A 24,135-nucleotide genomic window follows, 5' to 3' on the forward strand; every position below is an offset into this window, starting at 1 on the left:
TTCTCAAGGAACGGACGCTTCCTTTGTACTCACCCGAGAGACTCTCTCAGGCTTTCCTCCGGGCGCTTCCCTTCGGTTTTGCGTTTCCGACTCTATCAGATCCTTTTCCGATCCGATTTCCTCGGCGCTTTCCAGGTTCCCGCTTTCGCGTTTCCCTTTCCGGCGGTTCCGACTTTATCAGAAGTTCCGGGCCGGTCTGACCGGCCGTTCATTTCCGATTCATCGGGAGAGTGCTTCGTCGAATGCATTGATTCGGCAGGAAGCAGATAGACACTCACCGTCGCCCTCTGGGGTGACCCCATCTCCAGGCAACTGTTTGAATCTACCTCCCCGCTCGCACCGTGTCAACGGCTCTTGCGGGAACGAAGAGGACACTAGCAGCTCACCGGGGATGGATGCACATCAGGCGGCCGTCGGCACGGTGGCGCTGCGCTCGGCCGCCTCGACGTCACCCGTGTCACCGGCGCGCACCGCGCGACCGCCCAGGACGTAGACGTAGGCGAGGAAAGCCAGCTCTGCGACGATTCCGATGGTGATGCGTGCCCAGGTGGGCAGGCCGGACGGGGTGACGAAGCCTTCGATGGCGCCGGACAGGAACAGGACCAGGGCGAGACCGATCGCCATGCCGAGGGCGGCCCGGCCCTCCTCGGCCAGGGCGACGCGCCGGGTGCGCGGGCCCGGGTCGACGAGGGTCCAGCCGAGACGCAGGCCGGTGCCCGCGGCCACGAAGACCGCGGTCAGTTCGAGCAGGCCGTGGGGCAGGACGAGGCCGAGGAACGTGTCGAGGCGGCCGGCCGAGGACATCAGGCCGAAGCCGACGCCGAGGTTGAGCATGTTCTGGAACAGGATCCAGATGACGGGCAGGCCCAGGAAGACGCCCAGGATTAGGCAGAGCGCGGCGGCCCAGGCGTTGTTCGTCCAGACCTGTGCGGCGAAGGAGGCCGCGGGGTGGCTCGAGTAGTACGTCTCGTACTGGCCGCCGGGGCGGGTCATCTCCCGCAGTTCGCTGGGCGCCGCGATGGTGGACTGCACCTCCGGGTGGGTGCCGATCCACCAGCCGAGGAGCGCTGCGACAGCGGTCGACAGAAGTGCCGTGGGGACCCACCAGTGGCGTGCCCGGTAGACGGCAGCGGGGAACTGCTGGGTCAGGAAGCGGGTGACGTCGCGCCAGGAAGCTCGGCGGGTCCCGGTGACCGCACTGCGCGCGCGTGCCACCAGTTGGCTGAGCCGTCCGGTCAGCTGCGGGTCGGGTGCGCTGGACTGGATCAGGGAGAGGTGGGTGGCCGTGCGCTGGTAGAGGGCGACGAGCTCGTCGGTCTCGGCGCCGGTCAGCCGGCGCCGGCGCCGGAGCAGGGCGTCGAGGCGGTCCCACTCCGCCCGGTGGGCGGAGACGAAGACGTCGAGGTCCATCGGTGTGCCTGCTCCTCGGCTATCGTCGGCGGCTCGTCGTGGATCAGCTTGTCGTACCGCGGCGCGGCGTGTCCTCAGCTTGGCAGACTGGCGGGGACGGGGGCAGTCAGGGGAAGGGCGGCAGGCGTGAGTGAGCTGGTGACGGGCGAGGCGGTGGCGCTGGAGTTGCGCCCCGCGAGGCTGCCCAGCAGAGGGTTGGCCGTCCTGCTCGACCTGGTGGTGGCCGTGACCGTCTATGTGGCGGTGACCATCGTTCTGGTGGCCTCCACCGCCTCCTTGGACATGGCGGCGCAGACAGCGATATCGATCGCGGCTTTCGTCCTGGTGCTCGTGGGCGGGCCGATCGCGGTGGAGACGCTCAGCCACGGGCGGTCGCTCGGGAAGATGGCGTGCGGGCTGCGGGTGGTGCGGGACGACGGCGGGCCGATCCGGTTCCGGCACTCGCTGGTGCGGGGTCTGATCGGGGTGATCGAGATCCTCATGACGTTCGGTGTCGTCGCCTGTATCGCCTCGCTCGTGTCGGCGCGGGGGCGGCGGCTCGGTGACGTGTTCGCGGGGACCCTGGTCGTGCGGGAGCGGGTGCCGGTCTCACCGGCGGGCTTCCTGCCGCCGCCTCCGCCCTGGCTGGCGGGACGGTTCTCGGGGCTTGATCTGTCCGCCGTACCCGATGATCTGTGGCTTGCCGTCCGCCAGTACCTGGCCCGGATGGGGCAGCTCGATCCCCGGGTCGGCTGGGCCATGGCGGAACGGCTCGCCTCCGATGTGGCGGCTCGTACGGGCGCCCCGGTGCCGCAGGAGGTTCCGCCGGCGGCCTACCTGGCGGCGGTGCTGCAGGAACGGCAGGCCCGGGAGGCCCGGCGGGCGTTCGGAGGCGGGTTCGCGGGTGGGGGGCCCGCGGTGACGGCGCCGATGGCTCCTCCGCCCTCGGCTTCTCCGGTGGCACCGCCCGCGCTGCCGTGGGCGGTGCCACCCGCGGTGCCGCAGAACGCGCCTTCGCCAGGAGCCCGGCCCGAGGAGCCGCGGGACACCGCGTCGGGAGCCCGTCCCGGCACCGGGTTCGTACCGCCGGCGTAGACGGGCGTTCCCGCGACCTCGCTCACGGGAACACGGACGGTGGTGACTCCAGATCCTCCAGCTCGATGCCGGGGGCCGCGAGTACGACGTCGCCGGCGATGTGCACGGAGTACCGCTCGCCCGTGTCCAGGGCTGTGACCTGGTATTCGTCCACGGTGAGGGGGCCGTTGTCAGTGGCGTGTGCTTCTCTGTCGAGCAGGGCCCAGGACTGGTCCAAGGTGCGGGGGGCGAGGACCGGGTCGGTGAGGGCGACGAGGCGTACACGGGTGGCCGGTCCGGAGGGGGTGAGGCGCAGGAGACGGGTGACGGCGACGAGGAAGGCCGGGGAGGTGCCGGTGAAGGCGTGGGCACGCGCATTGCCTTCGGTGGCGTGGACTCCGGTGGGGTCGGTACGGACCCAGGTGACGCCGTCGATGGCCGCGCCCCGTACCTGCCAGCTCGCGGCGTGGAGTTCGAGGCGAATGGGGCGGCCGAGTTCGTCGAGGGCGAGGTCGACGGAGCCCTGGTGGTCTCCGGTGGGTGTGGTCAGCCGGGAGACGTAGCGCCAGCCGGAGGGGCCGGGGGCGCACTGGAAGTGTTCTTCTGCGAGGAGGGTGTGGTCGTGCGGATCGTGGAGCGAATATCGGCCGCGGGGCATGGGGGTCCTGGGTGGTGACGGGCTGCTGGTCCGGCCGCTGAGGCGCCAACGGGGCAGGCCCCCGCCACGGGGGTGCGGGGGCCTGTCTCGGAGGAGCCGGCAGCCGGCCGAGGAGAACGTCTGCACGGACGCTCCCCCGCCGGCTGGGACGCGGGCCTGCTCAGTAGCGGTAGTGGTCCGCCTTGTACGGGCCCTCGACCTTGACGCCGATGTAGTCGGCCTGCTCCTGGCGGAGCGTGGTCAGCTTGACGCCGAGGGCGTCGAGGTGGAGGCGGGCGACCTTCTCGTCGAGGTGCTTGGGCAGCACGTAGACGTCGGTCGGGTACTCGTCGGGCTTGGTGAACAGCTCGATCTGGGCCAGGGTCTGGTCCGCGAAGGAGTTGGACATCACGAACGACGGGTGACCGGTCGCGTTGCCCAGGTTCAGCAGGCGGCCCTCGGACAGCACGATGAGGACCTTGCCGTCGGGGAAGGTCCAGGTGTGGACCTGGGGCTTGACCTCGTCCTTGACGATGCCGGGGATCTTCGCGAGGCCGGCCATGTCGATCTCGTTGTCGAAGTGGCCGATGTTGCCGATGATCGCCTGGTGCTTCATCTTGGCCATGTCCGAGGCCATGATGATGTCCTTGTTGCCGGTCGTGGTGACGAAGATGTCGGCCTTGTCGACGACCTCGTCCAGCGTCGTGACCTGGTAGCCGTCCATCGCCGCCTGCAGCGCGCAGATCGGGTCGATCTCGGTGACGATCACGCGGGCGCCCTGGCCGCGCAGGGACTCCGCGCAGCCCTTGCCCACGTCGCCGTAGCCGCAGACGACCGCGGTCTTGCCTCCGATGAGGACGTCCGTGGCGCGGTTGATGCCGTCGATCAGGGAGTGGCGGCAGCCGTACTTGTTGTCGAACTTCGACTTCGTCACCGCGTCGTTCACGTTGATCGCCGGGAACAGCAGGGTGCCGTCGCGGTGCATCTCGTACAGGCGGTGGACGCCCGTCGTGGTCTCCTCGGTCACGCCGCGGATCTCGGACGCCAGCTGGGTCCACTTCTGCGGGCTCTCGCTCACCGTGCGGGTGAGGAGTTCCAGGATGACGCGGTGCTCGTCGGACTCGGCGGTGTCGACCGAGGGGACCTTGCCGTCCTTCTCGTACTCGACGCCCTTGTGGACGAGGAGGGTGGCGTCACCGCCGTCGTCGAGGATCATGTTCGGGCCGCCGGTGGCGGTGTTCGGCCAGGTCAGGGCCTGCTCCGTGCACCACCAGTACTCCTCGAGGGTCTCGCCCTTCCAGGCGAAGACCGGGACGCCCTGCGGGTCGTCGGGCGTGCCGTTCGGGCCGACGGCGATGGCGGCGGCCGCGTGGTCCTGGGTGGAGAAGATGTTGCAGGAGGCCCAGCGGACCTCGGCGCCCAGGGCGACGAGGGTCTCGATGAGCACGGCGGTCTGCACGGTCATGTGCAGGGAGCCGGTGACGCGGGCGCCGGCGAGGGGCTGGGCCTCGGCGTACTCCCTGCGGATCGCCATGAGGCCGGGCATCTCGTGCTCGGCGAGGGTGATCTCCTTGCGGCCGAACGCGGCCAGGGAGAGGTCGGCGACCTTGAAGTCCTGCCGGTTGTCGACAGTCGTCATTACGGGCTGCTCCTCGGGTTGGGTCGAGGTGGGTACGGCTGACCTGCGCGGCGGCGGACACAGGGGTGCCCCGAAGAGGACACAGGCATGCCCGCGTGCGCGCAGCGCAGTCCGTCGGAGGCCCTCTCTCCCTCGGCCGGTCCGTCCTGGACCGCCCGACCGCCATCAGCAGCGACGTCTGGCTCCGTCCCAAGCTACACCGCGGGTGCCCGCCGCCCCCAGTCCGCCTCCGAACACTTCCGGACGTTCACGAGGCGTGACGGGTTCCGCCGGGACCGGGGACCGGCGGGGCCCGCCGAGTGGATCGGCGGGCCCCGTGGGGTGCGGGTGGTGCGGACGTCAGTGGGCGGCGGGCGGTGTGGCCGGGCCGCCGGGGCTCGCCTCGCGGTCCGGGCCCTTGGTCGCCTCGGACTCGCTGTAGATGTCCGGTTCCAGGTAGATGACGCGGGCGATGGGGACGGCCTCGCGGATACGGGCCTCGGCGGCGTCGATCGCGGAGGCGATCTCGGTGGCCGTGCCGTCGTGGCGGACGGCGATCTTGGCGGCGACCAGCAGCTCCTCGGGGCCCAGGTGGAGCGTGCGCATGTGGATGACGCCGGTGACCGTGTCACCGGCGACGATCGCGGACTCGATCCGCTGGACCGCCTCGACGCCCGCGGCCTCGCCGAGCAGCAGGGACTTGGTCTCGACGGCCAGGACCAGTGCGATCAGGATGAGCAGCACGCCGATGCACAGGGTGCCGACGCCGTCCCAGACTCCGTCGCCGGTGAGCAGGGCCATGCCGACACCGGCGAGGGCGAGGATCAGGCCGACGAGGGCGCCGAGGTCCTCGAGGAGGACGACGGGCAGTTCGGGGGCCTTGGCGTGGCGGACGAACTCCTTCCAGGACTTCTTCCCGCGCAGCGCGTTGGACTCCTTGATGGCGGTCCGGAAGGAGAAGGTCTCGGCGATGATCGCGAAGACCAGGACGCCCACCGGCCAGTACCAGTGCTCGATGTCGTGCGGGTGCTTGATCTTCTCGTAGCCCTCGTAGAGGGCGAACATGCCGCCGACCGAGAAGAGCACGATGGAGACGAGGAAGGCGTAGATGTAGCGCTCGCGGCCGTAGCCGAACGGGTGCTGGGGGGTGGCCTCGCGCTGGGCTCGCTTGCCGCCGAGGAGCAGCAGTCCCTGGTTGCCGGAGTCGGCGAGGGAGTGTACGGATTCCGCGAGCATCGATGAGGATCCGCTGAAGACGAACGCCACGAATTTCGCTACCGCGATCGAGAGGTTGGCGAGCAGTGCCGCCACGATCGCCTTGGTTCCGCCTGACGCGCTCATGTGTCGCGTTGTCCCTTCGCCTTCGGCTGCGTCCGTACGCCGGTGGGGCTCGGCCTGTCGTCGGCTCCGCCCCTCCTTCGCGGTGCGTCATTGTTGCAGCCCGTGCGGGCCTCGATGTGCCGGATGCCCAGTCGTACGCCCGTCAGGCCTCTTTCAGGGGCGTGTCCGTGTCCGTCCGTGTCACACACGTACGGTGGCGCGGAAGAGCGTGCCGGACCCGGATACTCCGGCCTTTTCCCCGGCGGGGACGAAGACGGAACGGCCGGGGCCCAGTTCGTGTTCGCCCACCCGCACCGTGCCGGCCGTGCAGAGCAGGATCTGCGGGGTGGGCCGGGTGAGTTCGTGGCTGCCGCCGCCCTCGGGGAGGACGTACCGGGAGAGCCGGAACTCGTCGATGGGAGTGTCGTAGACCTCTTCGCCGTCGGGGGACGCCTCCGGGCGGAGGATGCCGGGGTCGCCGGCCTCGAAGCGGACGACGCGCAGCAGTTCGGGGACGTCGACGTGCTTGGGGGTCAGACCGCAGCGCAGGACGTTGTCGGAGTTGGCCATGATCTCGACGCCGAGGCCGTCGAGGTAGGCGTGCGGGATGCCGGCGCCGAGGTACAGGGCCTCGCCGGGCTGGAGCCGGACGTGGTTGAGGAGCATCGCGGCGAGGACGCCGGGGTCGCCCGGGTAGTGGTGGGCGATGTCGGCGTAGGGCGCGTAGGCCCCGCCGAGGCGGTCGCAGGCGGCCGCGGCCTCGGTGACCGTGCGGGACATGTCCTCGGGGTCGGCGGTGAGGATCGCGGTGAGGACCTCGCGCAGGGCGGCGTCCTCGGGGTGCGCGCGCAGCAGGTCGGCGTAGGGCTTGAGGGAGGCGATGCCCAGGCCGTCGAACAGGTCGGCCGTCCCGGCGGGGGCGCGGAAGCCGCACAGGCCGTCGAACTCGGTGAGGGCGCAGATCAGTTCGGGCTTGTGGTTGGTGTCCTTGTAGTTGCGGTGCGGGGCGTCCAGGGGGACTCCGCGGCGCTCTTCGTCCTCGTAGCCCGCCCTGGCCTGGGTCAGGTCGGGGTGGACCTGGAGGGAGAGCGGGGCGCCGGCGGCGAGGAGCTTGAGGAGGAAGGGCAGCCGGGGGCCGAACCTGGCCACGGAGGCGGCGCCCAGTTCCCGCTCGGGGTCGGCGTCGACGACGTCGGCGAGGGTCCCCCGGTCGGTGCGGGAGGGGGCGCCGGGGTGGGCGCCCATCCACATCTCCGCCTGCGGTTCGCCGGTCGGCTCGGTCCCGAGCAGGGTCGGGATCGCTTTGGTGGAACCCCAGGCGTAGGGGCGGACGGTGTTGTCGAGGCGGTCCATGGGCTCTCTCTGCCGGTGCGTGCGCGTGTCCTCGTACGTGGCGCTGGTGCGGGGCGCTGGTACGTGGAGATGGTGCGTGGCGCTGGTACGTACGAGATGGTGCGTACGGGATCAGGCGTGCGAGGCGATCGCCAGGTAAACGGCGGCGAAATCCGTGATGGCGATCAGCTCGGCGAGGGTCTCCAGTTCGCCGCCCGCTTCCGGTTCCAGTTCGCTGATCGGCGTGTCGTGGCCGAGGGCGAGGTCGCGGGCGGTGGGAGCGGCGGTGAGGCCGCCGCTGGGGCGGTCGCGGAGGAGCACCACGCGCGCGTGGAGGGCGGGCGCCTCCTCGACGCGGTCGCGGAAGAAGTCGTCGGGGTCGGCGCCGGCGGCGAGTCGGCCGGCGAGCAGGGCGCTGTGCGCGCCGAGCGCCTCGGGCAGTTCGGCGACGACGGCCGGGGTGCCGGCGAGTTCGGCGAGCGCGGCGGCGAAGCGGCGGCCCGCGGGTCCGGCCGAGGTGCCCTCGGTCCAGATGACGGGGAGTGAGTCGGCGACCTCGGACGCCAAGGTCTTGGCGGGGTTGCTGTACGTCACGATGGCCGGCCCGCAGCGCTCGGCGATGCGGTCGAGGCGGTCGGCGACCTTCTCGATGGCGTCGGGCGGCGCGTCGAGCAGGGCGGTGCGGTCCAGCAGGGCGAGGAGCGGGGTGAGCAGCGCCCACAGCACGCCGGGGGCGGCACCGGCGAGGGGCTCGTCGTGGTCGTAGGGGGCGGTCGCCATCGGGATGAACAGCCCGTGGGATCCGTTCACCGATTCGCTGAGCGGGGACCGGGCGGGGGCGACGGCGACGACGGTGCAGCCCCGGCGGTAGGCCTGCTCGGCGAGCAGGGCGAGGCCGGGCTCGGTGCCGTCGGGGGTGGCGATCAGCAGGAGGTCCACGGAGCCGGCCCAGCCGGGCAGTTCCCAGCGCAGGGCGCCTGCGGCGGGGGCGACGCCGGTGGGGGCGAGGCGGGTGACGGGGCTGCCGGCGCCGGCGAGGGTGCCGAGGAGGTCGGCGGCGTGGGTCGCGGCGGCGCCGGGGCCGGCGATCAGGACGGCGCGGGGCCGGCCGTCCGGCTTGAGGTTGCCGACGCCGGCCTCGGCGGCGTGCCGGGCGGCGGTGCGGACGCGGGCACCGGCCTCGGCGGCGCCGCGGAGCAGGCCGCGGCGGTCGGCCTCGGTGAGACGCTCCGGGGCGTCGAGGAGCGATTCGTCGAGCATGGCGGCAGTCTCCGATCGCCGGGTGCGTTCGTTCGGGTGCGCGGGTTCCCCCGGCCGTGGACCGGCCGTCGGTTACTCGGGGCGGGGCCTCGTCGGCTACTCGGGGCGGCGGGCCCCCGTCGGCTACTCGGGGCGGCGGGCCTCGTCGACGAGGAGGACCGGGATGCCGTCGCGCACCGGGTAGGCCAGGCCGCAGTCCTGGCCGGTGCAGATCAGCTCCGCGTCCTGCTCCTTGAGGGGGGCGTGGCAGGCGGGGCAGGCGAGGATCTCCAGGAGGCCGGCTTCGAGCGGCATGGGGGTTCCCTTCGGGGGAGGTTCGGCTTGTGCGGATGTGCTGGTCAGGGTACCGCCGGTGGGGGCCTGGTGGAGGGGTGCCGCCACCGCGGCCCCGTCGGCGGGCTCCGTGCCCCGACCCCCGCTCGGCCCCGGCCTGTGCCCCGGTCCGTACCCGGCCCGTGCCCACCGGCCGCCCGGCCCGGTCGGCTGGAGAAGGGGGCCGGCGCGGCGCTCCTGCCCCCGGCCGGCCGGCGGCGCTCTCATCCCCGGATGATCGCCAGCGCCTCGTCCCGCACCTTCGTCATCGTGGCCTCGTCGCGTGCCTCGGCGTTGAGGCGCAGCAACGGCTCGGTGTTGGAGGGGCGGACGTTGAACCACCAGTCGGCCGCCGTGATGGTGAGGCCGTCCAGATCGTCCAGGGTGACGTCGTCACGGCCCTCGTACGCGGTCCTGATCGCGGCGAGGCGGGCGGCCTGGTCGGCGACGGTGGAGTTGATCTCGCCGGAGCCCGCGTAGCGGTCGTACTGGGCGACCAGGGCGGACAGGGGGCCCTCCTGTCCGCCGAGGGCGGCGAGGACGTGGAGGGCGGCCAGCATGCCGGTGTCGGCGTTCCAGAAGTCCCGGAAGTAGTAGTGCGCGGAGTGCTCGCCGCCGAAGATGGCGCCGGTCCTGGCCATCTCGGCCTTGATGAAGGAGTGGCCCACGCGCGTGCGTTCCGGGGTGCCGCCGTTCTCCCGCACGACTTCCGGGACGGACCAGGAGGTGATCAGGTTGTGGATGACCGTGCCCTTGCCGCCGTTGCGGGCGAGTTCGCGGGCGGCCACGAGGGCGGTCACCGCGGACGGGGAGACCGGGTCGCCGTTCCGGTCGACGACGAAGCAGCGGTCGGCGTCGCCGTCGAAGGCGAGGCCGAGGTCCGCGCCCTCCTCGCGGACGCGCTTCTGCAGGTCGACGAGGTTGGCCGGGTCGAGCGGGTTGGCCTCGTGGTGGGGGAAGGTGCCGTCCAGTTCGAAGTACATCGGCACGAGGTCGAGGGGCAGGCCGGCGAAGACCGAGGGGACGGTGTGGCCGCCCATGCCGTTGCCGGCGTCGACGACGACCTTCAGGGGCCTGATGGCGGTGAGGTCGACGAGGGAACGCAGGTGGGCCGCGTAGTCGGCGAGGGTGTCGCGGCGGGTGACCGTGCCCGGGCGGGTGGAGGGCTCCGGGGCTCCGGACGCGCTCCAGCGCTCCACCAGGGCGCGGATCTCCGCGAGGCCGGTGTCCTGGCCGACGGGGGCGGCGCCCGCCCGGCACAGCTTGATGCCGTTGTACTGGGCCGGGTTGTGCGAGGCCGTGAACATGGCGCCCGGCAGGTCCAGCGCGCCGGAGGCGTAGTACAGCTGGTCGGTGGAGCACAGGCCGATCTCGGTGACGTCGGCGCCGCGGGCCGCCGCCCCGCGCGCGAAGGCGCCGGACAGTCCCGGGGACGAGGGGCGCATGTCGTGGCCGACCACGATGGCGCTCGCGCCGGTCAGTTCGACGAAGGCCGCGCCGAACAGCTCGGCCAGCGACTCGTCCCACTGGTCCGGGACCACACCGCGCACGTCGTACGCCTTCACGATCTGCGACAGATCAGCAGCCACGGCCAACCTTCCTGAAAGTCCTGTAGGAGCCCACAAACTACCCGCAACCGCCGGCCGGGCGCCGGGCGGTTCCCCGAGGCCGGGGCGGAGGTCGGGGCGGAGGCCGGGGCTGGGCCGGGGCGGTTACGGGGGCGGGAGGGGCGCGGTGGGGCGACGTCGGCGCGAGGTCAGGGCAGGACAGGTCAGGGCAGGGCAGGGCAGGGCAGGGCAGGGCAGCGTCCGGCCGAGGACCGGCGGCAGGAAGCGAGTCCGGCGCCGGACGCCGCGACGAAGTGGCCGATGGTGGCGGCCTGCCCGGAGAGGTTCACGACGCAGGCGAGGGCGAGCACGGGCGCCTCCCCGGGTTCCGCCATGCGAAAGCGGAAGAGGAGGCGGAAGAGGAGCGGGAGCGCGGTGGGTGCGCTCAGTTGTCCGGCGAGCGCAGCACCCGCAGGTGGCCGCGGCGCGCGACCTCCATCGGGTCCGCCGTCCGGGGACCGCCGCCGGCCTCGGCCGCGCGCTCCTGGGGACGGGCCGCCTCGCGCACCGCGTTGGCGAGCGCTTCCAGGTCGTCGCCGCTGGGGCGGGCCGGGGCGGAGCCGTCGAGGAGGCGGACGACCTCCCAGCCGCGCGGGGCGGTGAGGCGCTCGGAGTGCTCGGCGCACAAGTCGTAGCAGTGGGGTTCGGCGTAGGTGGCGAGCGGGCCGAGGACCGCGGTCGAGTCGGCGTAGACGTACGTCAGCGTCGCGACGGCGGGACGGCCGCAGGCGGTGCGCGAACAGCGACGTACAGGGCTCACGATGTTGGACGGTACCGCACTCTTGAGCGGGCCGCGAAGACTATCCACCAGGTCACACCACCGTGTCGTGCTGCGGAACGCCCCGCGGAGCCCTCCGGACACGCCTCGTTGACCTGCGAGGACACCGGATTTCAGGATACCGGACGGTTCGGGGAGTGGTCACGATCCGACACAAACAGCGACATTTACTGTGAGTTCGACGGTCGCGGAGAGATATGGAATTGAGCCCAACTTTGGCTGGAACGGTCATCCGGCGACATCCGGCGCAGGGGCCCGGGCGTGGTCCGGTGTGCGTGTACGGCCCGGCGCGCGGCCCCGGCGGGGACTACCCTTCAGCAGTGATGGACAACCCCGTGACGCCCCGTGATGCCGGCCGCCCAGGGCCCCGCCGTCGTGATCGCCACGGTCGGGGCATGCGCGGACCGATCGCTCCCCCGCAGGTTCCGCTCGCCGCGAGCCGCGGCGAGGTCTTCGCGGACCTGGTGCGGGATTCCGTGGAGCGCCTGGAACGGCGGTGGCCGCAACTCGCCGACGTCGATTTCCTCGTCCTCGACGTGCCGCGGCTGAACACGGCCGCCGGGCCCGGGGACGTGTGGGACGACGAGGCGGTTCCGCTCGGCGGGACGGTGCCCTCGCGGGACGGGCGGCGGGGGCGGGTGATCGTGTACCGGCGGCCGGTCGAGATCCGGACGAAGGGGCGGGACGAGCGGGCGGCGCTCGTGCACGACATCGTCGTCGAGCAGGTGGCGGAGTTGCTGGGGCTGACGCCGGAGACCGTGGACCCCGGGTACGGGGAGGACTGAGGGGGCCGGGGCCGCGCGCGGTGGCCCCGCGCGCCGCGTCGGTGCTGAGGGAGGGGCGCGAGCCCCCGCGTGGCGGGGCGCCGCCCCCGCTCCCGGCTCCGCCCGGCGGGAGGGATACCCCACCACCCACCCGCGCCGCGCCCACCCGCGCCGCCTGCGGGGACGCCTCCCGGACTGTCCGGGCCCGGTGGGGGCACGGCGGGAGGCACGGACGCCCATGGCCGTACGGCACGGCTGCCCGTGCGGCCGTACGGGCACGGCTGCCGCCGCGGTACGGGCGCGGCTCCTCTGCAGTACCGAGCGGCTACCTCTGCAGTACCGACACGTCGTCGTCCGCGTTCGGTACCGAGACCGTTCCCCGGTCGTCGGGGAGGGTTTGCACGGTGAAGGACGCCACGTCGTCGTCCTGCCCGGTCAGGGTCCGGGACGCGTGGACCGGGCCGCCCGAGACCGTCTCGACCGTCAGCGCGTAGGTGCCCTTGAGGCCGGCGGGGACCGGTGCCTCGACGTCCTGGGTCGTGCCGCCCTTGATCGTGTACGTCCTGGTCGCCGTCGTACCGCCCTCGGTGCCCGCCGACGCCGTGACCTTGACCTTCGCGGCCTTCTCGGGGGCGGTCAGGGACAGTGTCGTGCTCTTGGCCCGGTTGTCCGCGGCCGTCGCGCGCGCGCCGACCGGGTCGGAGGCCGGGATGAACGCCGACTCCTGCTCGCCGCCCTTGCCCCGCACGACCCGGAGCGCCGCCACGACCGGAACGGAACTGCCGGCCGGCGTCAGCACCAGCGATCCGGCCTCGCCGCGCGTGACCTCGCCGAGGTCGACGCCCGTCGTCGTGCCCGCCTTGACGCGCACCGTCTCGTGCCCGGCGGGCGCGATCGACCCGGACGGCGAGGCGAGCCGCACCTTCAGGTCGGCGTCGGTGCCGCCGGGCGTGAACAGCACCAGGCGTACGGCGGTGGCGTCCTTGGGGATGCCCGGCAGCACGAGGTCGCTCGCCGGGTCCGCGGCCGCGGCCAGCCAGTCGCCGCCGGTCTTGTCGTCCAGGGCCTGCACCGCGGCCCCGACCCGCCCGCTGCGCACGCCGACGTGCACGGTGAGGTCGGTCTGCTCCACGTCGCTGAGCGTCGACAGCAGCAGGGACTCACTGCCGTGCGGCGGCACGGTGATGCCTTCGCCCACCGTGGACTTCACGGCTCCGTCCTCGCCGTAGAGCTCGATGTCGACGACGGCCGCCGAGTCGTCGGGGTTCGTCAGGTGCACGTAGTCGGTCCGGCCGGTCGCCGTGCTGGCGCCCGGGAACCAGAACTCGGTGTCCGGGGCGGTGCAGGTGACGCCCTGCAGCCCACGGCCCGTCCCGGCGGCGACCTCCGTGGTCTGCTGGACGGTCCAGCCGGGCGCGTGACTCCCCTCGGCGGTTCCGACGAGCGCGGACCCGTCGGCGCCGGAGATCCGGCCGGTGACCGGCGTGCCGGGCGCCTTCGGCTGCACGACGGGCTTCCCGGTCTTCTTCGCGTCCTCGGCGGTCCCGGCCTCGAGGACGGCCCCGCCCTTGTCGTCGGTGCCCTTGGTGACGGGCGTGAAGGACGTGTACGACGTCTCCGCGAGGTCGGACGTGCTGGGCACCGGGCACAGCAGGCTGGTGCGCTCCACGGGCAGCCGGGCGGCCGGCTCGGCGGTGTCCGGGCCGGTGGCGGCCGGTGTGGTGACCGCCGCGAATCCGGTGATCGCGGCGAGCGCGGTCGCGCCGGCGAACAGGGACAGGGTGGTGCGCTTCACTGCTGGCTCCCGTCGGGACGCTCAGTGCCCGTGCCGTGGGGGTGGTGGGGCTGGGAAGGGTCGTAGGGCGTGTCGTATCCGCCCTGGCCGTACGTCTGGTCGTAGGCGGGGTCGTACGTGCCGGCCCCGGACGGGCCGGGCGGGTTGGCGTAGCCGTACGGGTCGTACTGACCCGCCTCGTACGGATCGGCCCGGCCGCCCTGGTAGGCGTCGCCCTGGTACGGCTGCTGCCCGTACGCTCCGGGGTCGTACGGCCTGCCGTCCTGGTACTGCTCGGCGCCGTACGTCCCGTAGGAGTCGTTCTCCGTGCCCGCGTACCCCGCCGAGTCCCATGCGCCGTACGCCGGCTGCTGCGGAACCGTCACGGGTGTCTGCGCGGGCGGGCCGCTCTCGCCCGTGCCGGGCGTGTCCCCGGTCACCGGCTCGGAGCCGGCCGCGGCCTCGGCCTCCGCCTCCGCCTGGGCGCGCAGTCGCCGGGCCCGGCGGCCGTCGCCCTCCATCGCCTCGGCGGGGACGAGCGGTTCGTCCGGCAGGTCGTCGTCGACGTCGCGGCGCCTGCCGGGCAGGGCCAGGACGACCAGGACGATGCCGAGGAGGCCCTGGGCCCACAGCCACACGGTGTGGGTGAACGGGGCGTCGTACGTGATGTCCAGCTGTCCGCCGGAGGCGGGGAGTTCGAAGCCCTGGGCCCAGCCGTCGACCGTGGTGCGGGTGAGCGGTTTGCCGTCCAGCGTGGCCGTCCAGCCCTCGGCGGCGGTGTCGGCGAGGCGCAGCACCCGGCCCTCGGAGCCGGACGGGATCTCGGTGTGGACCTCGACGGGCCCGGCCGCGACGGGCTGCGGCTCACCGGCACCGGCACCGGAGCCGGTACCGGAGCCCTCGCCGGACACGATGGTCACGCGCGCGACCTCCTGGTCCACCCGCCACAGTCCGCTGCCGTCCTGCTGGCTCAGCCGGCTCAGGCCGGGCGTCGCGTCCAGGACGCGGCTGACCTCGTGGGGCGCGTCGTGCACGAGGACGTAGCGCACGGCGAAGCCGCCGAGCTGGTCGGCCTGGTCGGCGCCGGAGCCGGCCACGAGATTGGCGACGATCTTGTCGAGCCCGCCGTTCCCGGCGTCCGTGGCGGCGAGTTCGCCGTCGCCGAGGCGGACTCCGGAGCCGCGGACCAGCATGTAACGCACCTGTGCGGCGGAGTCGCTGTCGAGGACGAGGGTGCGGACCTGGTCGCGGGTGCGGCTCTCCTCGGCGACGAACGCGGGCACCTGTACGGGGTCGCGCCGCTCCAGGGGGCCGTCGGCGCCCCCGATCATCCAGCCGGTGGCGGCGATCAGCGGGCCGACGGCCGAGGCGAGGGCGATCAGGGCGGCGACGGGCTGGCGCCAGCCGAAGCTCTGCTCGGCGACGCGCGAGCGTGCCCCGTCGGCGCCGAGGGCCGCGGCGGACAGCAGGGCGATGCCGTAGACGAGGGTGGCGGGGCCGGCCCAGGCGGAGCGGTTGGAGAGGACCGCGAAGACCAGGGCGGTCAGGGCGACGGCCCAGGCCGTGCGGATGCCCAACTGCCGCTCGGAGCGCAGCAGGGCGGCCAGCGCGGCGAGCACGATGCCGAGGAGGACCAGTCCGCCGACCGTGCCGGGGCCGCCGGGGCTCGCCCCGAGCAGGTCGAGGGCGGAGGCGGCCGAAGCGCCGTACTCCAGTCCCGCCTCGTCGAAGAAGCCGAACGGGAGCAGGGACAGCGACCAGGGCGCGAGGAGCAGCAGGGGGGTGCCGAGCTGGGCGAGGAAACGCAGCCCGTACGCCGTGATGTCGCCCCTGCGCAGGGCCAGGACGCCGACGCCGAGGAGCAGCGCGACGGGCCACACGACGGGGGTGAAGGCGGTGGTGATCGTCAGCAGCAGCGCGTACGCCCAGGTGGCCCGCCAGCTGCCGCGGGTGCCGGACGAGCCCGTCAGGCCGGCCGCCGAGGCGCCCGCCCGCGCGATGAGCGGGAGCAGCACGGCGAGGACGGCGGTGCCGATGCGGCCGCCGGCGAGCGCGCCGGTGGCGGCGGGCAGGAAGGCGTAGGCGACCGCCGCCCACGCGCGCAGCAGCCGGGAGGTGACGAGCGGGCGGGAGGCGAAGTACGCAGTGACGCCGGCCAGGGGGACCGAGCAGACCAGCAGCAGGGTGACGGCCAGCCCGGTGGAGCCCAGCAGCAGGGAGGCGAGCGTGGCGACGATCGCGAGGTAGGGCGGTGCGGAGGCGGTGCCGCCCGTGCCCACCGTGTGCCAGGCGTCCGTGTACCGCGACCACAGCTCGCCGGCGCCGGCCGGGGCGGGCAGCAGCGCGCCGCCCGCCAGGGCTCCGCCGCCGAAAAGGGCGCGGCAGGCGGCCAGGGAGACGAACAGCAGGACGAGGAAGAGCACCGGGCCGGGCTTGCGGGCGACGCGCTTGAGCCGGGCGAACTGCTCGATCTCCAGGAAGTCGGCGTCGTCGCCGCCGGGTCCGGACTCGATGGCGCCGCCGTGCCGTCCGGCGCCGGGGGCCGTCTCGGCGTCGGAGCTGCGGACGAGGTTGCCGGCGACCTGTTCGACGGTGACGCGGATGGTCGCGCCGGGCGGCGGGAACAGGGCGCGCAGTTCGTCCTTCTCGACCTGCGGCCGGCCGCGTTCACGCCGTCCGGCGATGATGCGCTCGGGTCGCAGCAGGACGCCCAGCAGGCCGCGGATCTCGTCGACGGCCTGTCCGGGGACCTTGCCGACGAGGTAGGCGAGGGCCCGCAGCAGGGTGCCGAGGACGATGCGCAGCAGCACCCAGGGCAGGGCGGCGGTGCGGACGTTGACGAGGAGGGTGTGGACGGCGCCGGCCTTGTCCACCTTGTGCGGGGAGGCGGTGGTGCGGCCCGCGCAGTCGACGGCGCGGCGTTCGCGGGAGGCCGCCTCGGCGTGGCGTACGACCGCCTCGGGGGCGACGAGGACGCGGAGTCCGGCGGCGTGCGCACGCCAGCACAGGTCGACGTCGTCGCGCATCAGGGGCAGCCGGCGGTCGAACCCGCCGAGCCGCTCGAAGACGTCACGCCGGATCAGCATGCCGGCGGTGGACACCGACAGGACGGGCCGGACGTGGTCGTGCTGACCCTGGTCCTGTTCGCGGCGGTCCAGGCCGGTCCAGCGGCGGCCGGAGTTGGCGATGGAGACGCCGACCTCCAGCAGTTGCCGGCGGTCGTACCAGCCGCGGAGTTTGGGCCCGACGACGGCGACGTCGTCGCGGCCGAGTTCGTACTCGTTGTCCACGACGCGCAGCAGCTGGGCCAGGGCGTCGGGCTCGGGGGCGCAGTCGTCGTGCAGCAGCCACAGCCACTGCACCGGCTCTCCGTGGGGAAGCTCCGGCAGGTCGTAGGTGTCGTCGCGCCAGGTGCGGGTGACGGGGTCCCAGCCGCTGGGCCGCCTCAGGTACGGCAGGTCCTCCGGGGTGAGGACGGGTGCGCTGCGGGCGGCCTCCTCGACGGCCTGGCCGAAGCCGGTGCGCCGGGCGAGGTGGAGCACGCGGTCGTCGCCGAGGGCCTCGGTGACCAGCCGGGCGGAGTCGTCGGCGCTGCCGGTGTCGGCGGCCACGGCGTGCTGGACGGGGCGTTCCTGGCCGAGCAGCCCGGCGAGGGCGTCGGGCAGCCAGCGGGCTCCGTCGTGGGCGACGAGGACCGCGGTCACCACGTGGCGCGGGAACTCAGGTGTGGCAGCGAGGTCTTGCTGGGCTGCCGTGTGGCTGTGCACGGACATCGAGGTACGGGCCCCGGTTCGGTGGACTGCGGTGGACGCCCGTGCCTGTTGCGGCTGGCGGGGCGTCTCGGACGAGCGCCCACACTATCGGCTGGCCGGGACGACGCCCCGCCGCCTGTGGACAACCCGCCCGCGAGGGGCCGTTCCTGCCGTTCCCGCCGGTTTTGTGCGCGGAGCGGTCAGACGGCGGCCTTCTTCAGGCGGCGGCGTTCCCGCTCGGACAGGCCGCCCCAGATGCCGAAGCGCTCGTCGTGGGCAAGGGCGTATTCGAGGCACTCGGAGCGGACCTCGCAGGCGAGGCAGACCTTCTTGGCCTCCCGGGTGGAGCCGCCCTTCTCAGGGAAGAAGGACTCGGGGTCGGTCTGGGCGCACAGTGCGCGCTCCTGCCAGCCGAGTTCCTCGTCCGCGTCGTCGACCAGCAGTTGCTGCACCAGCTCGGTCATGTGCGCCCCTCGTCTGTCTTTCGCGTCCCCGTGATCCAGCCGTTACCGTTTCCGGCTGAACGACACGAGTGAAATTACAAGTGTGCTGCTCCGGGCGAGTCAAGCCGAGATCTGCTATTGAGCCCCTTATTCACTCTGCGGAACCAAGGCCAAGCGGAAAGTGTTCAAATCGTCCTAAATCTCGACGTACCGACGAGGCCCACCGGGAAACCCGTCCCGGACTGCGCCCGCACCAGGAAGGACGCCCCCGCGTTCGATCCCGTTCCGATACACACGCCGAAGCGAGGCCGATCACATTCGGATCACAGGATCGCAACGGGGGTTGCGCGCCCGGCTTGTGCGCCATGTGTCCCGGAAGCCGCCTGAGCAAACCTTTCACCTGCGAGATGAACCGGATGAGGTGAAACATGTCCCACATATCGGGCAACGAGTTGACAGTGCCGGTGTGGACCGATGTCCTTGGGGGCATGCTCGCGAACTTGGCGCTCACCTCGACCCGCACCGCCGGGTCCCACGGTGCTGCCCTCGCTCGCCGTAGCTGTTGTTGCTTCCCCAGCTGTTGAGCAAGCCACGCTCCGGCTGTCCGGGTCCACGCGACCCGACTCTCCACCCTCCGCCCCACCAGGGCGTCTTCGCTTCTCGTCACTCCCCCGCACTCATCTGCCGAGGACCCACCGCATCCATGAACAGCGACAGCGACCTCCAGATCGCCGGCGACATCCTGGAAGTCCCCCACCTCCTGCAGGCACCGCGCGAGCACCCGGCCACCGTCGCCGAGTTCGTCGGCCTGGCCCGCTCCATCGCCGCCGACCGGCCCGAGTGGGAGCACCTCGTCCGGTACGACGCGACGACACGCTGGTACCACCGGCTGCGCACCGGCCCCGGCTACGAGGTGTGGCTGCTGTCCTGGGTGCCCGGCCAGGGCAGCGGACGCCATGACCACGGCCCCTCCTCCGGGGTGCTGACCGTCCTGGACGGCTCCCTGACCGAGCGCACGGAGCGCGCCACGCGCGAGTTGCGGGCGGGGGCCCAGCGGGTGTTCGCGCCGGGCTACGTCCACGAGGTGGTCAACGACGCGCTGGAGCCGGCGGTCAGCCTGCACATCTACTACCCGGGCCTCACGGACATGCCGATGCGCTCCGCCCGGTGCTCGGCCGCGGGTGCCGAGACCACCGCGAGTGCCGGTACCGGCGCGGGGGCCGGTACCGGCGCGGGGGCCGGTACCGGTACCGGTGCCGTGACGACTGCCTGACGCACTGTCGTCCCCGCCTGCAAGACTGGGGCCATGCGCATTGTGGTTCTGGCAGGCGGCATCGGTGGTGCCCGGTTCCTGCGTGGTCTGAAGCAGGCCGCGCCCGACGCGGACATCACGGTCATCGGCAACACCGGGGACGACATCCACCTCTTCGGGCTGAAGGTCTGCCCGGACCTCGACACGGTGATGTACACGCTCGGCGGCGGCATCAACGAGGAGCAGGGCTGGGGACGGGCCGACGAGACCTTCCATCTCAAGGAGGAGCTCGCGGCGTACGGGGCCGGGCCCGAGTGGTTCGGCCTCGGCGACCGGGACTTCGCCACGCACATCGTACGGACGCAGATGATGGCCGCCGGATATCCGCTCAGCGCGGTGACGCAGGCGCTGTGCGACCGCTGGAAGCCCGGCGTACGCCTCATTCCGATGAGCGACGACCGCGTGGAGACGCACGTCGCCGTCACACTGCCCGCCAGCGGCTCCGCCGACGGGTCCGGGGAGCGCAAGGCGGTCCACTTCCAGGAGTACTGGGTACGGCTGCGGGCCTCGGTCCCCGCCGAGGCGGTCGTGGCGGTCGGCGCCGAGCAGGCGAAGCCGGCGCCCGGAGTCCTGGAGGCCATCGCGGAGGCGGACGTGATCCTCTTCCCGCCCTCCAACCCGGTCGTCTCGGTCGGCACGATCCTCGCCGTGCCCGGCATCCGGGAAGCGATCGCCGACGCCGGGGTGCCCGTGGTGGGCCTGTCCCCCATCGTCGGGGACGCGCCCGTGCGCGGCATGGCCGACAAGGTGCTCGCGGCGGTCGGCGTGAAGTCCACGGCGGCCGCGGTCGCCGAGCACTACGGCTCGGGGCTGCTCGACGGCTGGCTGGTCGACACGGTCGACGCGGAGTGCGTCACGCGCGTGAAGGCGGCCGGCATCCTCTGCCGCGCCGTCCCGCTGATGATGACCGACCTCGACGCGGCGGCCCGGATGGCCCGGGAGGCGCTGGCGCTGGCGGAGGAGGTGGCGCAGGCGTGAGCGACGGGATGCGTGACGGGGCTCCCGGTCACCGGGGAGGCTACCGGGTGTGGGCCGTCCCGGGCCTGCCGGAGACCCAGCCGGGCGACGACCTGGCCAAGCTGATCGCGGCGGCCGAGCCCGGGCTGGCCGACGGGGACGTGCTGCTCGTCACGTCCAAGATCGTGTCCAAGGCCGAGGGGCGCGTCGTACGGGCCGCCGACCGGGAGGCCGCGATCGACGCGGAGACCGTACGGGTGGTGGCCCGGCGCGGCGCGCTGCGCATCGTCGAGAACCGCCAGGGCCTGGTCATGGCGGCGGCCGGGGTCGACGCCTCCAACACACCGTCCGGGACGGTGCTGCTGCTCCCCGAGGACCCGGACGCCTCCGCCCGCCGCATCCGCGACGGTCTGCGCGACGCGCTCGGCGTCGACGTCGGCGTGGTCGTCACCGACACGTTCGGGCGCCCCTGGCGTGCCGGGCTCACGGACGTGGCGATCGGTGCCGCCGGTGTGCGGGTCCTCGACGACCTGCGCGGGGGCACGGACGCCCACGGCAATCCGCTCGGCGCCACCGTCGTCGCCACCGCCGACGAGCTCGCCGCCGCCGGCGACCTGGTCAAGGGCAAGGCCGCGGGACTGCCCGTCGCCGTCGTACGCGGGCTCCCGCAGGTGGTCGCCGAGGACGGCGGCGAGGGCGCGCGGGTGATGGTGCGCGGCGCGCGCGACGACATGTTCCGGCTGGGCACGTCCGAGGCGGTGCGGCTGGCGGTCACCCAGCGCCGTACGGTACGGGCCTTCACGGACGAGCCGGTCGACCCGGGTGCCGTGCGCCGCGCGGTGGCCGCGGCGGTGACGGCGCCCGCGCCGCACCACACGACGCCGTGGCGGTTCGTGCTGCTGGAGTCGGCAGGCTCCCGCACCCGGCTGCTGGACGCGATGCGGGACGCCTGGATCGAGGACCTGCGGCGGGACGGCAAGAGCGAGGAATCGATCGCCAAGCGGATCCGGCGCGGTGACGTGCTGCGCAACGCGCCGTACCTCGTCGTCCCCTGCCTGGTCATGGACGGCTCGCACACCTACGGGGACGCGCGGCGCGACGGGGCCGAGCGGGAGATGTTCGTGGTCGCCACCGGCGCGGGCGTGCAGAACCTGCTCGTCGCGCTCGCCGGGGAGCGGCTGGGTTCGGCGTGGGTGTCCTCGACGATGTTCTGCCGGGACGTCGTACGGGAGGTGCTGGGGCTGCCGGCCGACTGGGACCCGATGGGGGCGGTCGCGGTCGGCCATCCCGCCGAGGAGCCGCGGGCGCGGCCGGAGCGGGACGCGGGAGCCTTCATCGAGGTGCGGTGACCTGCCGGGCCGAGCGCCTACCCTCGTAGGGACTGTGTTCTCCCTCGTCCCAAGGACCTCACTCGTGGCAGGACGTTTCGCCCCCCGGCCCGCGCGTGCTTCGGCGCGCGGCGGGGAGGCCGTCGTGCCCGCGGGCGGTGTGCCCCGGCAGGCACTCGCGCCGGCGAAGGTACGGGTGTGGGCTCCGGACGGGCCGCACGAGCTGGGGCTGGTGCTGGGTCCGCTGCGGCGCGGGCCCGGCGATCCGACGTTCCGGACGATGCCGGACGGGTCGGTGTGGCGGGCCAGCCGGACGCCCGCCGGACCGGGCACGCTGCGGGTCACCGCGCGCGGCGGTGAGGTGCGGGGCGAGGCCTGGGGGCCGGGTGCGGAATGGCTGCTGGAGCAGCTGCCGCGGATGCTGGGCGCCGACGACGACCCGTCCGCGTTCGTGCCGCGGCACCGGCTGCTGGCGCTGGCGCGGCACCGGCGGCCGGGGCTGCGGCTGACGCGGACCGGGCTGGTGCTGGAGTCGCTGATTCCGTCGATCCTGGAGCAGAAGGTCACGACGCTGGAGGCGTACCAGGCGTGGCGGCTGCTCGTACGGAAGTACGGGGAACCGGCGCCGGGGCCCGCGCCCGGGCGGATGTGTGTCATGCCGTCGGCGCGGACGTGGGCGCTGATCCCGTCCTGGGAGTGGCACAGGGCCGGGGTGGACGACAAGCGGGCGTCGACGATCCTGCGGGCCGTGCGGGTCGCCGCGCGGATGGAGGAGGCGGCCGGGATGGAACCGGCGGCGGCGCGGCAACGGCTGGAGGCCGTGTCCGGGATCGGGCCGTGGACGTCCACGGAGACCGTGCAGCGCAGTCATGGGGCGCCGGACGCGGTGACGGTGGGGGATCTGCACCTGCCGGGGATCGTGGGGTTCGCGCTGGCCGGGGACCGGAACGCGGACGACTCCGTGATGCTGCGCCTGCTGGAGCCGTATGCCGGGCAGCGGCACCGGGCGGCCCGGTTGGTGTTGCTGAGTGGGCGGGTTCCGGAGCGGCGGGCGCCGCGGATGGCTCCGCGGGGGATCGAAAGGCTCTGACGCCGGCCGGTCGGCCCGGTGCGGGCCGGCTGCCCGGTGCCTGTCGGCTGCCCGGCGCGTGCGGCCGACTGCCCGGCGCGTGTCTGCTGCCCGGTGCGTGCGGCAGGACGGTGGGAGGCGGGGCGCGCGGCCCTGCGTCGTGCCGCCGCTGGTGCCTCCCGGCCGTTCGGGCACCGGAGGAGGCACGACTGCCCGCAGCCGGGCGGCGGGGTGCCGCCCGCGGCTGGACGGACGGCGGCTACGCGTCGGACGAGAAGCGCAGGGACGCCGGGGGGATGTGGGCGTCGCACCAGATGCGGGCCCCGGAGCGGAGTTCGTTGTCGGCGCCGATGACGGCGCCGTCGCCGATGACCGTGTCGCTCAGTACCGAGCGGGTGCCCACACGGGCGCGGGTGCCGATGAGGCTGTCGGTGATGACCGCGCCCGGTTCTATGACGGCGCCGGGCAGGATCGTGCTGCCGAAGACGCGCGCGCCCTCCGCCACGAAGGCGCCCTCGCCGACCACCGTGCCGCCGGCCAGCTTGGCGTCGGGCGCGACCCGTGCCGTGGGCAGGACCAGGCGGTCGCCGCAGCGGCCCGGTACCGCCGGGGACGGGGCGCGGCCCATGACCAGGTCCGCCGAGCCGCGTACGAAGGCCGCCGGTGTGCCCAGGTCCAGCCAGTACGTGGAGTCGACCATGCCCTGGAGGTGCGCTCCGGTGGCCAGCAGGTCCGGGAAGGTCTCGCGTTCGACCGAGACCGGGCGGCCCGCCGGGATCGTGTCGATGACCGAGCGGCGGAAGACGTAGGCCCCCGCGTTGATCTGGTCGGTGACGATCTCCTCGGGTGTCTGGGGCTTCTCCAGGAAGGCGAGCACCCGGCCCGTGCCGTCCGTGGGGACCAGGCCGTACGCCCTCGGGTCGGTCACCTTCGTCAGGTGCAGGGAGACGTCCGCGCCCGTCGTCCCGTGCGTGCGGACCAGGGCGCCGATGTCCAGGCCCGTCAGGATGTCGCCGTTGAAGACGAGGACCGGGTCGTCGGGGCCCGAGTGCAGCCGGGACGCCACGTTGCGTATCGCGCCGCCCGTGCCGAGCGGCTCCTCCTCCGTGACGTACTCCAGGTGGAGGCCCAGGGCCGAGCCGTCGCCGAAGTACGGTTCGAAGACTTCCGCCAGATAACTCGTCGCGAGCACGATGTGCTCGACGCCCGCCGCTTTCGCCCGCGCCAACTGATGCGTGAGGAACGGCACCCCCGCCGCCCTGACCATGGGTTTCGGGGTGTGCACCGTGAGCGGACGCAGCCGCGTGCCCTTACCGCCGACCAGGAGGATCGCTTCTGTCACCTGTCGTCTCTGCTTCCTGCCGGGACCGGCCGAGCTTCTTTCGGCCGGCCAGTGTATGCAGACCGTT

General features: G+C 73.3%; 20 protein-coding genes. 6 read left to right on the plus strand and 14 right to left on the minus strand.

The window, feature by feature from the left end; genetic code table 11:
- Positions 1–402: 402 nt before the first annotated feature.
- On the minus strand, positions 403–1,410 hold the full coding sequence (locus tag ACP4IX_RS17540) for a stage II sporulation protein M (RefSeq protein WP_426556049.1): 1,008 nt from the start codon (positions 1,408–1,410) through the stop codon (positions 403–405).
- A 126-nt stretch (positions 1,411–1,536) separates the two neighbouring features.
- Between ACP4IX_RS17540 and ACP4IX_RS17545 the strand changes: the two genes are divergently transcribed.
- On the plus strand, positions 1,537–2,484 hold the full coding sequence (locus ACP4IX_RS17545) for an RDD family protein (protein WP_426556050.1): 948 nt from the start codon (positions 1,537–1,539) through the stop codon (positions 2,482–2,484).
- 22 nt (positions 2,485–2,506) lie between these two features.
- Here the strand turns inward: ACP4IX_RS17545 and ACP4IX_RS17550 are convergent, their stop codons facing one another.
- The 9 genes from ACP4IX_RS17550 to ACP4IX_RS17590 form a co-directional block, all read right to left on the minus strand.
- The gene (locus tag ACP4IX_RS17550; protein ID WP_426556051.1) at positions 2,507–3,121 is read right to left on the minus strand and encodes a hypothetical protein; all 615 of its coding nucleotides are present in this window, start codon (positions 3,119–3,121) and stop codon (positions 2,507–2,509) included.
- 160 nt (positions 3,122–3,281) lie between these two features.
- Positions 3,282–4,739, minus strand: coding sequence for an adenosylhomocysteinase (gene ahcY / locus ACP4IX_RS17555; RefSeq protein ID WP_426521421.1), 1,458 nt, complete (start codon positions 4,737–4,739; stop codon positions 3,282–3,284).
- Between the two features lie 339 nt (positions 4,740–5,078).
- Positions 5,079–6,059: a cation diffusion facilitator family transporter gene (locus tag ACP4IX_RS17560; RefSeq protein WP_426521420.1), complete on the minus strand. Its 981-nt coding sequence runs from the start codon at positions 6,057–6,059 to the stop codon at positions 5,079–5,081.
- A 180-nt stretch (positions 6,060–6,239) separates the two neighbouring features.
- A complete protein-coding gene (manA, locus tag ACP4IX_RS17565; RefSeq protein WP_426556052.1) occupies positions 6,240–7,391 on the minus strand; it encodes a mannose-6-phosphate isomerase, class I in 1,152 nt (383 codons plus the stop codon).
- A 111-nt stretch (positions 7,392–7,502) separates the two neighbouring features.
- Positions 7,503–8,630 carry an SIS domain-containing protein gene (locus ACP4IX_RS17570; protein ID WP_426521418.1) on the minus strand — a complete coding sequence of 376 codons (1,128 nt, stop codon included), beginning with the start codon at positions 8,628–8,630 and terminating at the stop codon, positions 7,503–7,505.
- Positions 8,631–8,753: 123 nt separating this feature from the next.
- Entirely contained in the window at positions 8,754–8,924 is a 171-nt protein-coding gene (locus ACP4IX_RS17575) for a Trm112 family protein (protein WP_007450268.1), read from the minus strand.
- A 242-nt stretch (positions 8,925–9,166) separates the two neighbouring features.
- The gene (locus ACP4IX_RS17580) at positions 9,167–10,531 is read right to left on the minus strand and encodes a phosphomannomutase/phosphoglucomutase (RefSeq protein ID WP_426556053.1); all 1,365 of its coding nucleotides are present in this window, start codon (positions 10,529–10,531) and stop codon (positions 9,167–9,169) included.
- A gap of 182 nt (positions 10,532–10,713) precedes the next feature.
- Complete coding sequence (locus ACP4IX_RS17585) at positions 10,714–10,884, minus strand: hypothetical protein (protein ID WP_426556123.1); 171 nt, start codon at positions 10,882–10,884, stop codon at positions 10,714–10,716.
- Between the two features lie 50 nt (positions 10,885–10,934).
- The gene (locus tag ACP4IX_RS17590; RefSeq protein ID WP_426521416.1) at positions 10,935–11,357 is read right to left on the minus strand and encodes a DUF3499 domain-containing protein; all 423 of its coding nucleotides are present in this window, start codon (positions 11,355–11,357) and stop codon (positions 10,935–10,937) included.
- 293 nt (positions 11,358–11,650) lie between these two features.
- On the opposite strand from ACP4IX_RS17590, the gene ACP4IX_RS17595 reads away from it, so the two are divergent.
- Complete coding sequence (locus ACP4IX_RS17595; protein WP_426521431.1) at positions 11,651–12,112, plus strand: metallopeptidase family protein; 462 nt, start codon at positions 11,651–11,653, stop codon at positions 12,110–12,112.
- A 304-nt stretch (positions 12,113–12,416) separates the two neighbouring features.
- Here ACP4IX_RS17595 and ACP4IX_RS17600 read toward each other — a convergent pair whose 3' ends face one another.
- The 3 genes from ACP4IX_RS17600 to ACP4IX_RS17610 all read right to left on the minus strand — a co-directional run bounded on the left by ACP4IX_RS17600 (position 12,417) and on the right by ACP4IX_RS17610 (position 18,081).
- Positions 12,417–13,886 (minus strand): DUF5719 family protein, encoded by a 1,470-nt coding sequence (locus ACP4IX_RS17600; RefSeq protein WP_426556054.1) that lies wholly within the window; start codon positions 13,884–13,886, stop codon positions 12,417–12,419.
- The gene (locus ACP4IX_RS17605) at positions 13,883–17,638 is read right to left on the minus strand and encodes a glycosyltransferase (protein ID WP_426556055.1); all 3,756 of its coding nucleotides are present in this window, start codon (positions 17,636–17,638) and stop codon (positions 13,883–13,885) included. Before ACP4IX_RS17605 ends, ACP4IX_RS17600 begins: the two co-directional genes overlap by 4 nt.
- 179 nt (positions 17,639–17,817) lie before the next feature.
- Positions 17,818–18,081 (minus strand): WhiB family transcriptional regulator, encoded by a 264-nt coding sequence (locus tag ACP4IX_RS17610; RefSeq protein WP_006134669.1) that lies wholly within the window; start codon positions 18,079–18,081, stop codon positions 17,818–17,820.
- Between the two features lie 682 nt (positions 18,082–18,763).
- Here ACP4IX_RS17610 and ACP4IX_RS17615 point away from each other — a divergent pair.
- The 4 genes from ACP4IX_RS17615 (at position 18,764) to ACP4IX_RS17630 (ending at position 22,747) form a co-directional block, all read left to right on the plus strand.
- Positions 18,764–19,333: a cysteine dioxygenase gene (locus ACP4IX_RS17615; RefSeq protein WP_426556056.1), complete on the plus strand. Its 570-nt coding sequence runs from the start codon at positions 18,764–18,766 to the stop codon at positions 19,331–19,333.
- A 33-nt stretch (positions 19,334–19,366) separates the two neighbouring features.
- Positions 19,367–20,350: a 2-phospho-L-lactate transferase gene (gene cofD / locus ACP4IX_RS17620; protein WP_426556057.1), complete on the plus strand. Its 984-nt coding sequence runs from the start codon at positions 19,367–19,369 to the stop codon at positions 20,348–20,350.
- A gap of 8 nt (positions 20,351–20,358) precedes the next feature.
- Positions 20,359–21,678, plus strand: a complete 1,320-nt coding sequence (locus ACP4IX_RS17625) for a coenzyme F420-0:L-glutamate ligase (RefSeq protein WP_426521430.1) — start codon at positions 20,359–20,361, stop codon at positions 21,676–21,678.
- Between the two features lie 64 nt (positions 21,679–21,742).
- Positions 21,743–22,747, plus strand: a complete 1,005-nt coding sequence (locus tag ACP4IX_RS17630; RefSeq protein WP_426521410.1) for a DNA-3-methyladenine glycosylase family protein — start codon at positions 21,743–21,745, stop codon at positions 22,745–22,747.
- Positions 22,748–22,985: 238 nt separating this feature from the next.
- Here ACP4IX_RS17630 and ACP4IX_RS17635 read toward each other — a convergent pair whose 3' ends face one another.
- Positions 22,986–24,068, minus strand: coding sequence for a sugar phosphate nucleotidyltransferase (locus ACP4IX_RS17635; RefSeq protein ID WP_426521408.1), 1,083 nt, complete (start codon positions 24,066–24,068; stop codon positions 22,986–22,988).
- Positions 24,069–24,135 lie beyond the last annotated feature (67 nt).

The sequence above is a fragment of the Streptomyces sp. WG5 genome, assembly GCF_049974565.1.
In the GTDB taxonomy this organism is placed as follows: Bacteria; Actinomycetota; Actinomycetes; order Streptomycetales; family Streptomycetaceae; genus Streptomyces.

Excerpts from the sequence above, each read along its gene's own strand:
- ACP4IX_RS17625 (WP_426521430.1), top strand. The coding sequence starts at position 20,359 with ATGCGTGACGGGGCTCCCGGTCACCGGGGAGGCTACCGGGTGTGGGCC.
- ACP4IX_RS17575 (WP_007450268.1), bottom strand. The coding sequence starts at position 8,924 with ATGCCGCTCGAAGCCGGCCTCCTGGAGATCCTCGCCTGCCCCGCCTGC.
- ACP4IX_RS17550 (WP_426556051.1), bottom strand. The coding sequence starts at position 3,121 with ATGCCCCGCGGCCGATATTCGCTCCACGATCCGCACGACCACACCCTC.
- ACP4IX_RS17605 (WP_426556055.1), bottom strand. The coding sequence starts at position 17,638 with ATGTCCGTGCACAGCCACACGGCAGCCCAGCAAGACCTCGCTGCCACA.
- ACP4IX_RS17540 (WP_426556049.1), bottom strand. The coding sequence starts at position 1,410 with ATGGACCTCGACGTCTTCGTCTCCGCCCACCGGGCGGAGTGGGACCGC.
- ACP4IX_RS17560 (WP_426521420.1), bottom strand. The coding sequence starts at position 6,059 with ATGAGCGCGTCAGGCGGAACCAAGGCGATCGTGGCGGCACTGCTCGCC.
- ACP4IX_RS17570 (WP_426521418.1), bottom strand. The coding sequence starts at position 8,630 with ATGCTCGACGAATCGCTCCTCGACGCCCCGGAGCGTCTCACCGAGGCC.
- ACP4IX_RS17615 (WP_426556056.1), top strand. The coding sequence starts at position 18,764 with ATGAACAGCGACAGCGACCTCCAGATCGCCGGCGACATCCTGGAAGTC.
- ahcY (WP_426521421.1), bottom strand. The coding sequence starts at position 4,739 with ATGACGACTGTCGACAACCGGCAGGACTTCAAGGTCGCCGACCTCTCC.
- manA (WP_426556052.1), bottom strand. The coding sequence starts at position 7,391 with ATGGACCGCCTCGACAACACCGTCCGCCCCTACGCCTGGGGTTCCACC.
- cofD (WP_426556057.1), top strand. The coding sequence starts at position 19,367 with ATGCGCATTGTGGTTCTGGCAGGCGGCATCGGTGGTGCCCGGTTCCTG.
- ACP4IX_RS17585 (WP_426556123.1), bottom strand. The coding sequence starts at position 10,884 with ATGGCGGAACCCGGGGAGGCGCCCGTGCTCGCCCTCGCCTGCGTCGTG.
- ACP4IX_RS17595 (WP_426521431.1), top strand. The coding sequence starts at position 11,651 with ATGGACAACCCCGTGACGCCCCGTGATGCCGGCCGCCCAGGGCCCCGC.
- ACP4IX_RS17610 (WP_006134669.1), bottom strand. The coding sequence starts at position 18,081 with ATGACCGAGCTGGTGCAGCAACTGCTGGTCGACGACGCGGACGAGGAA.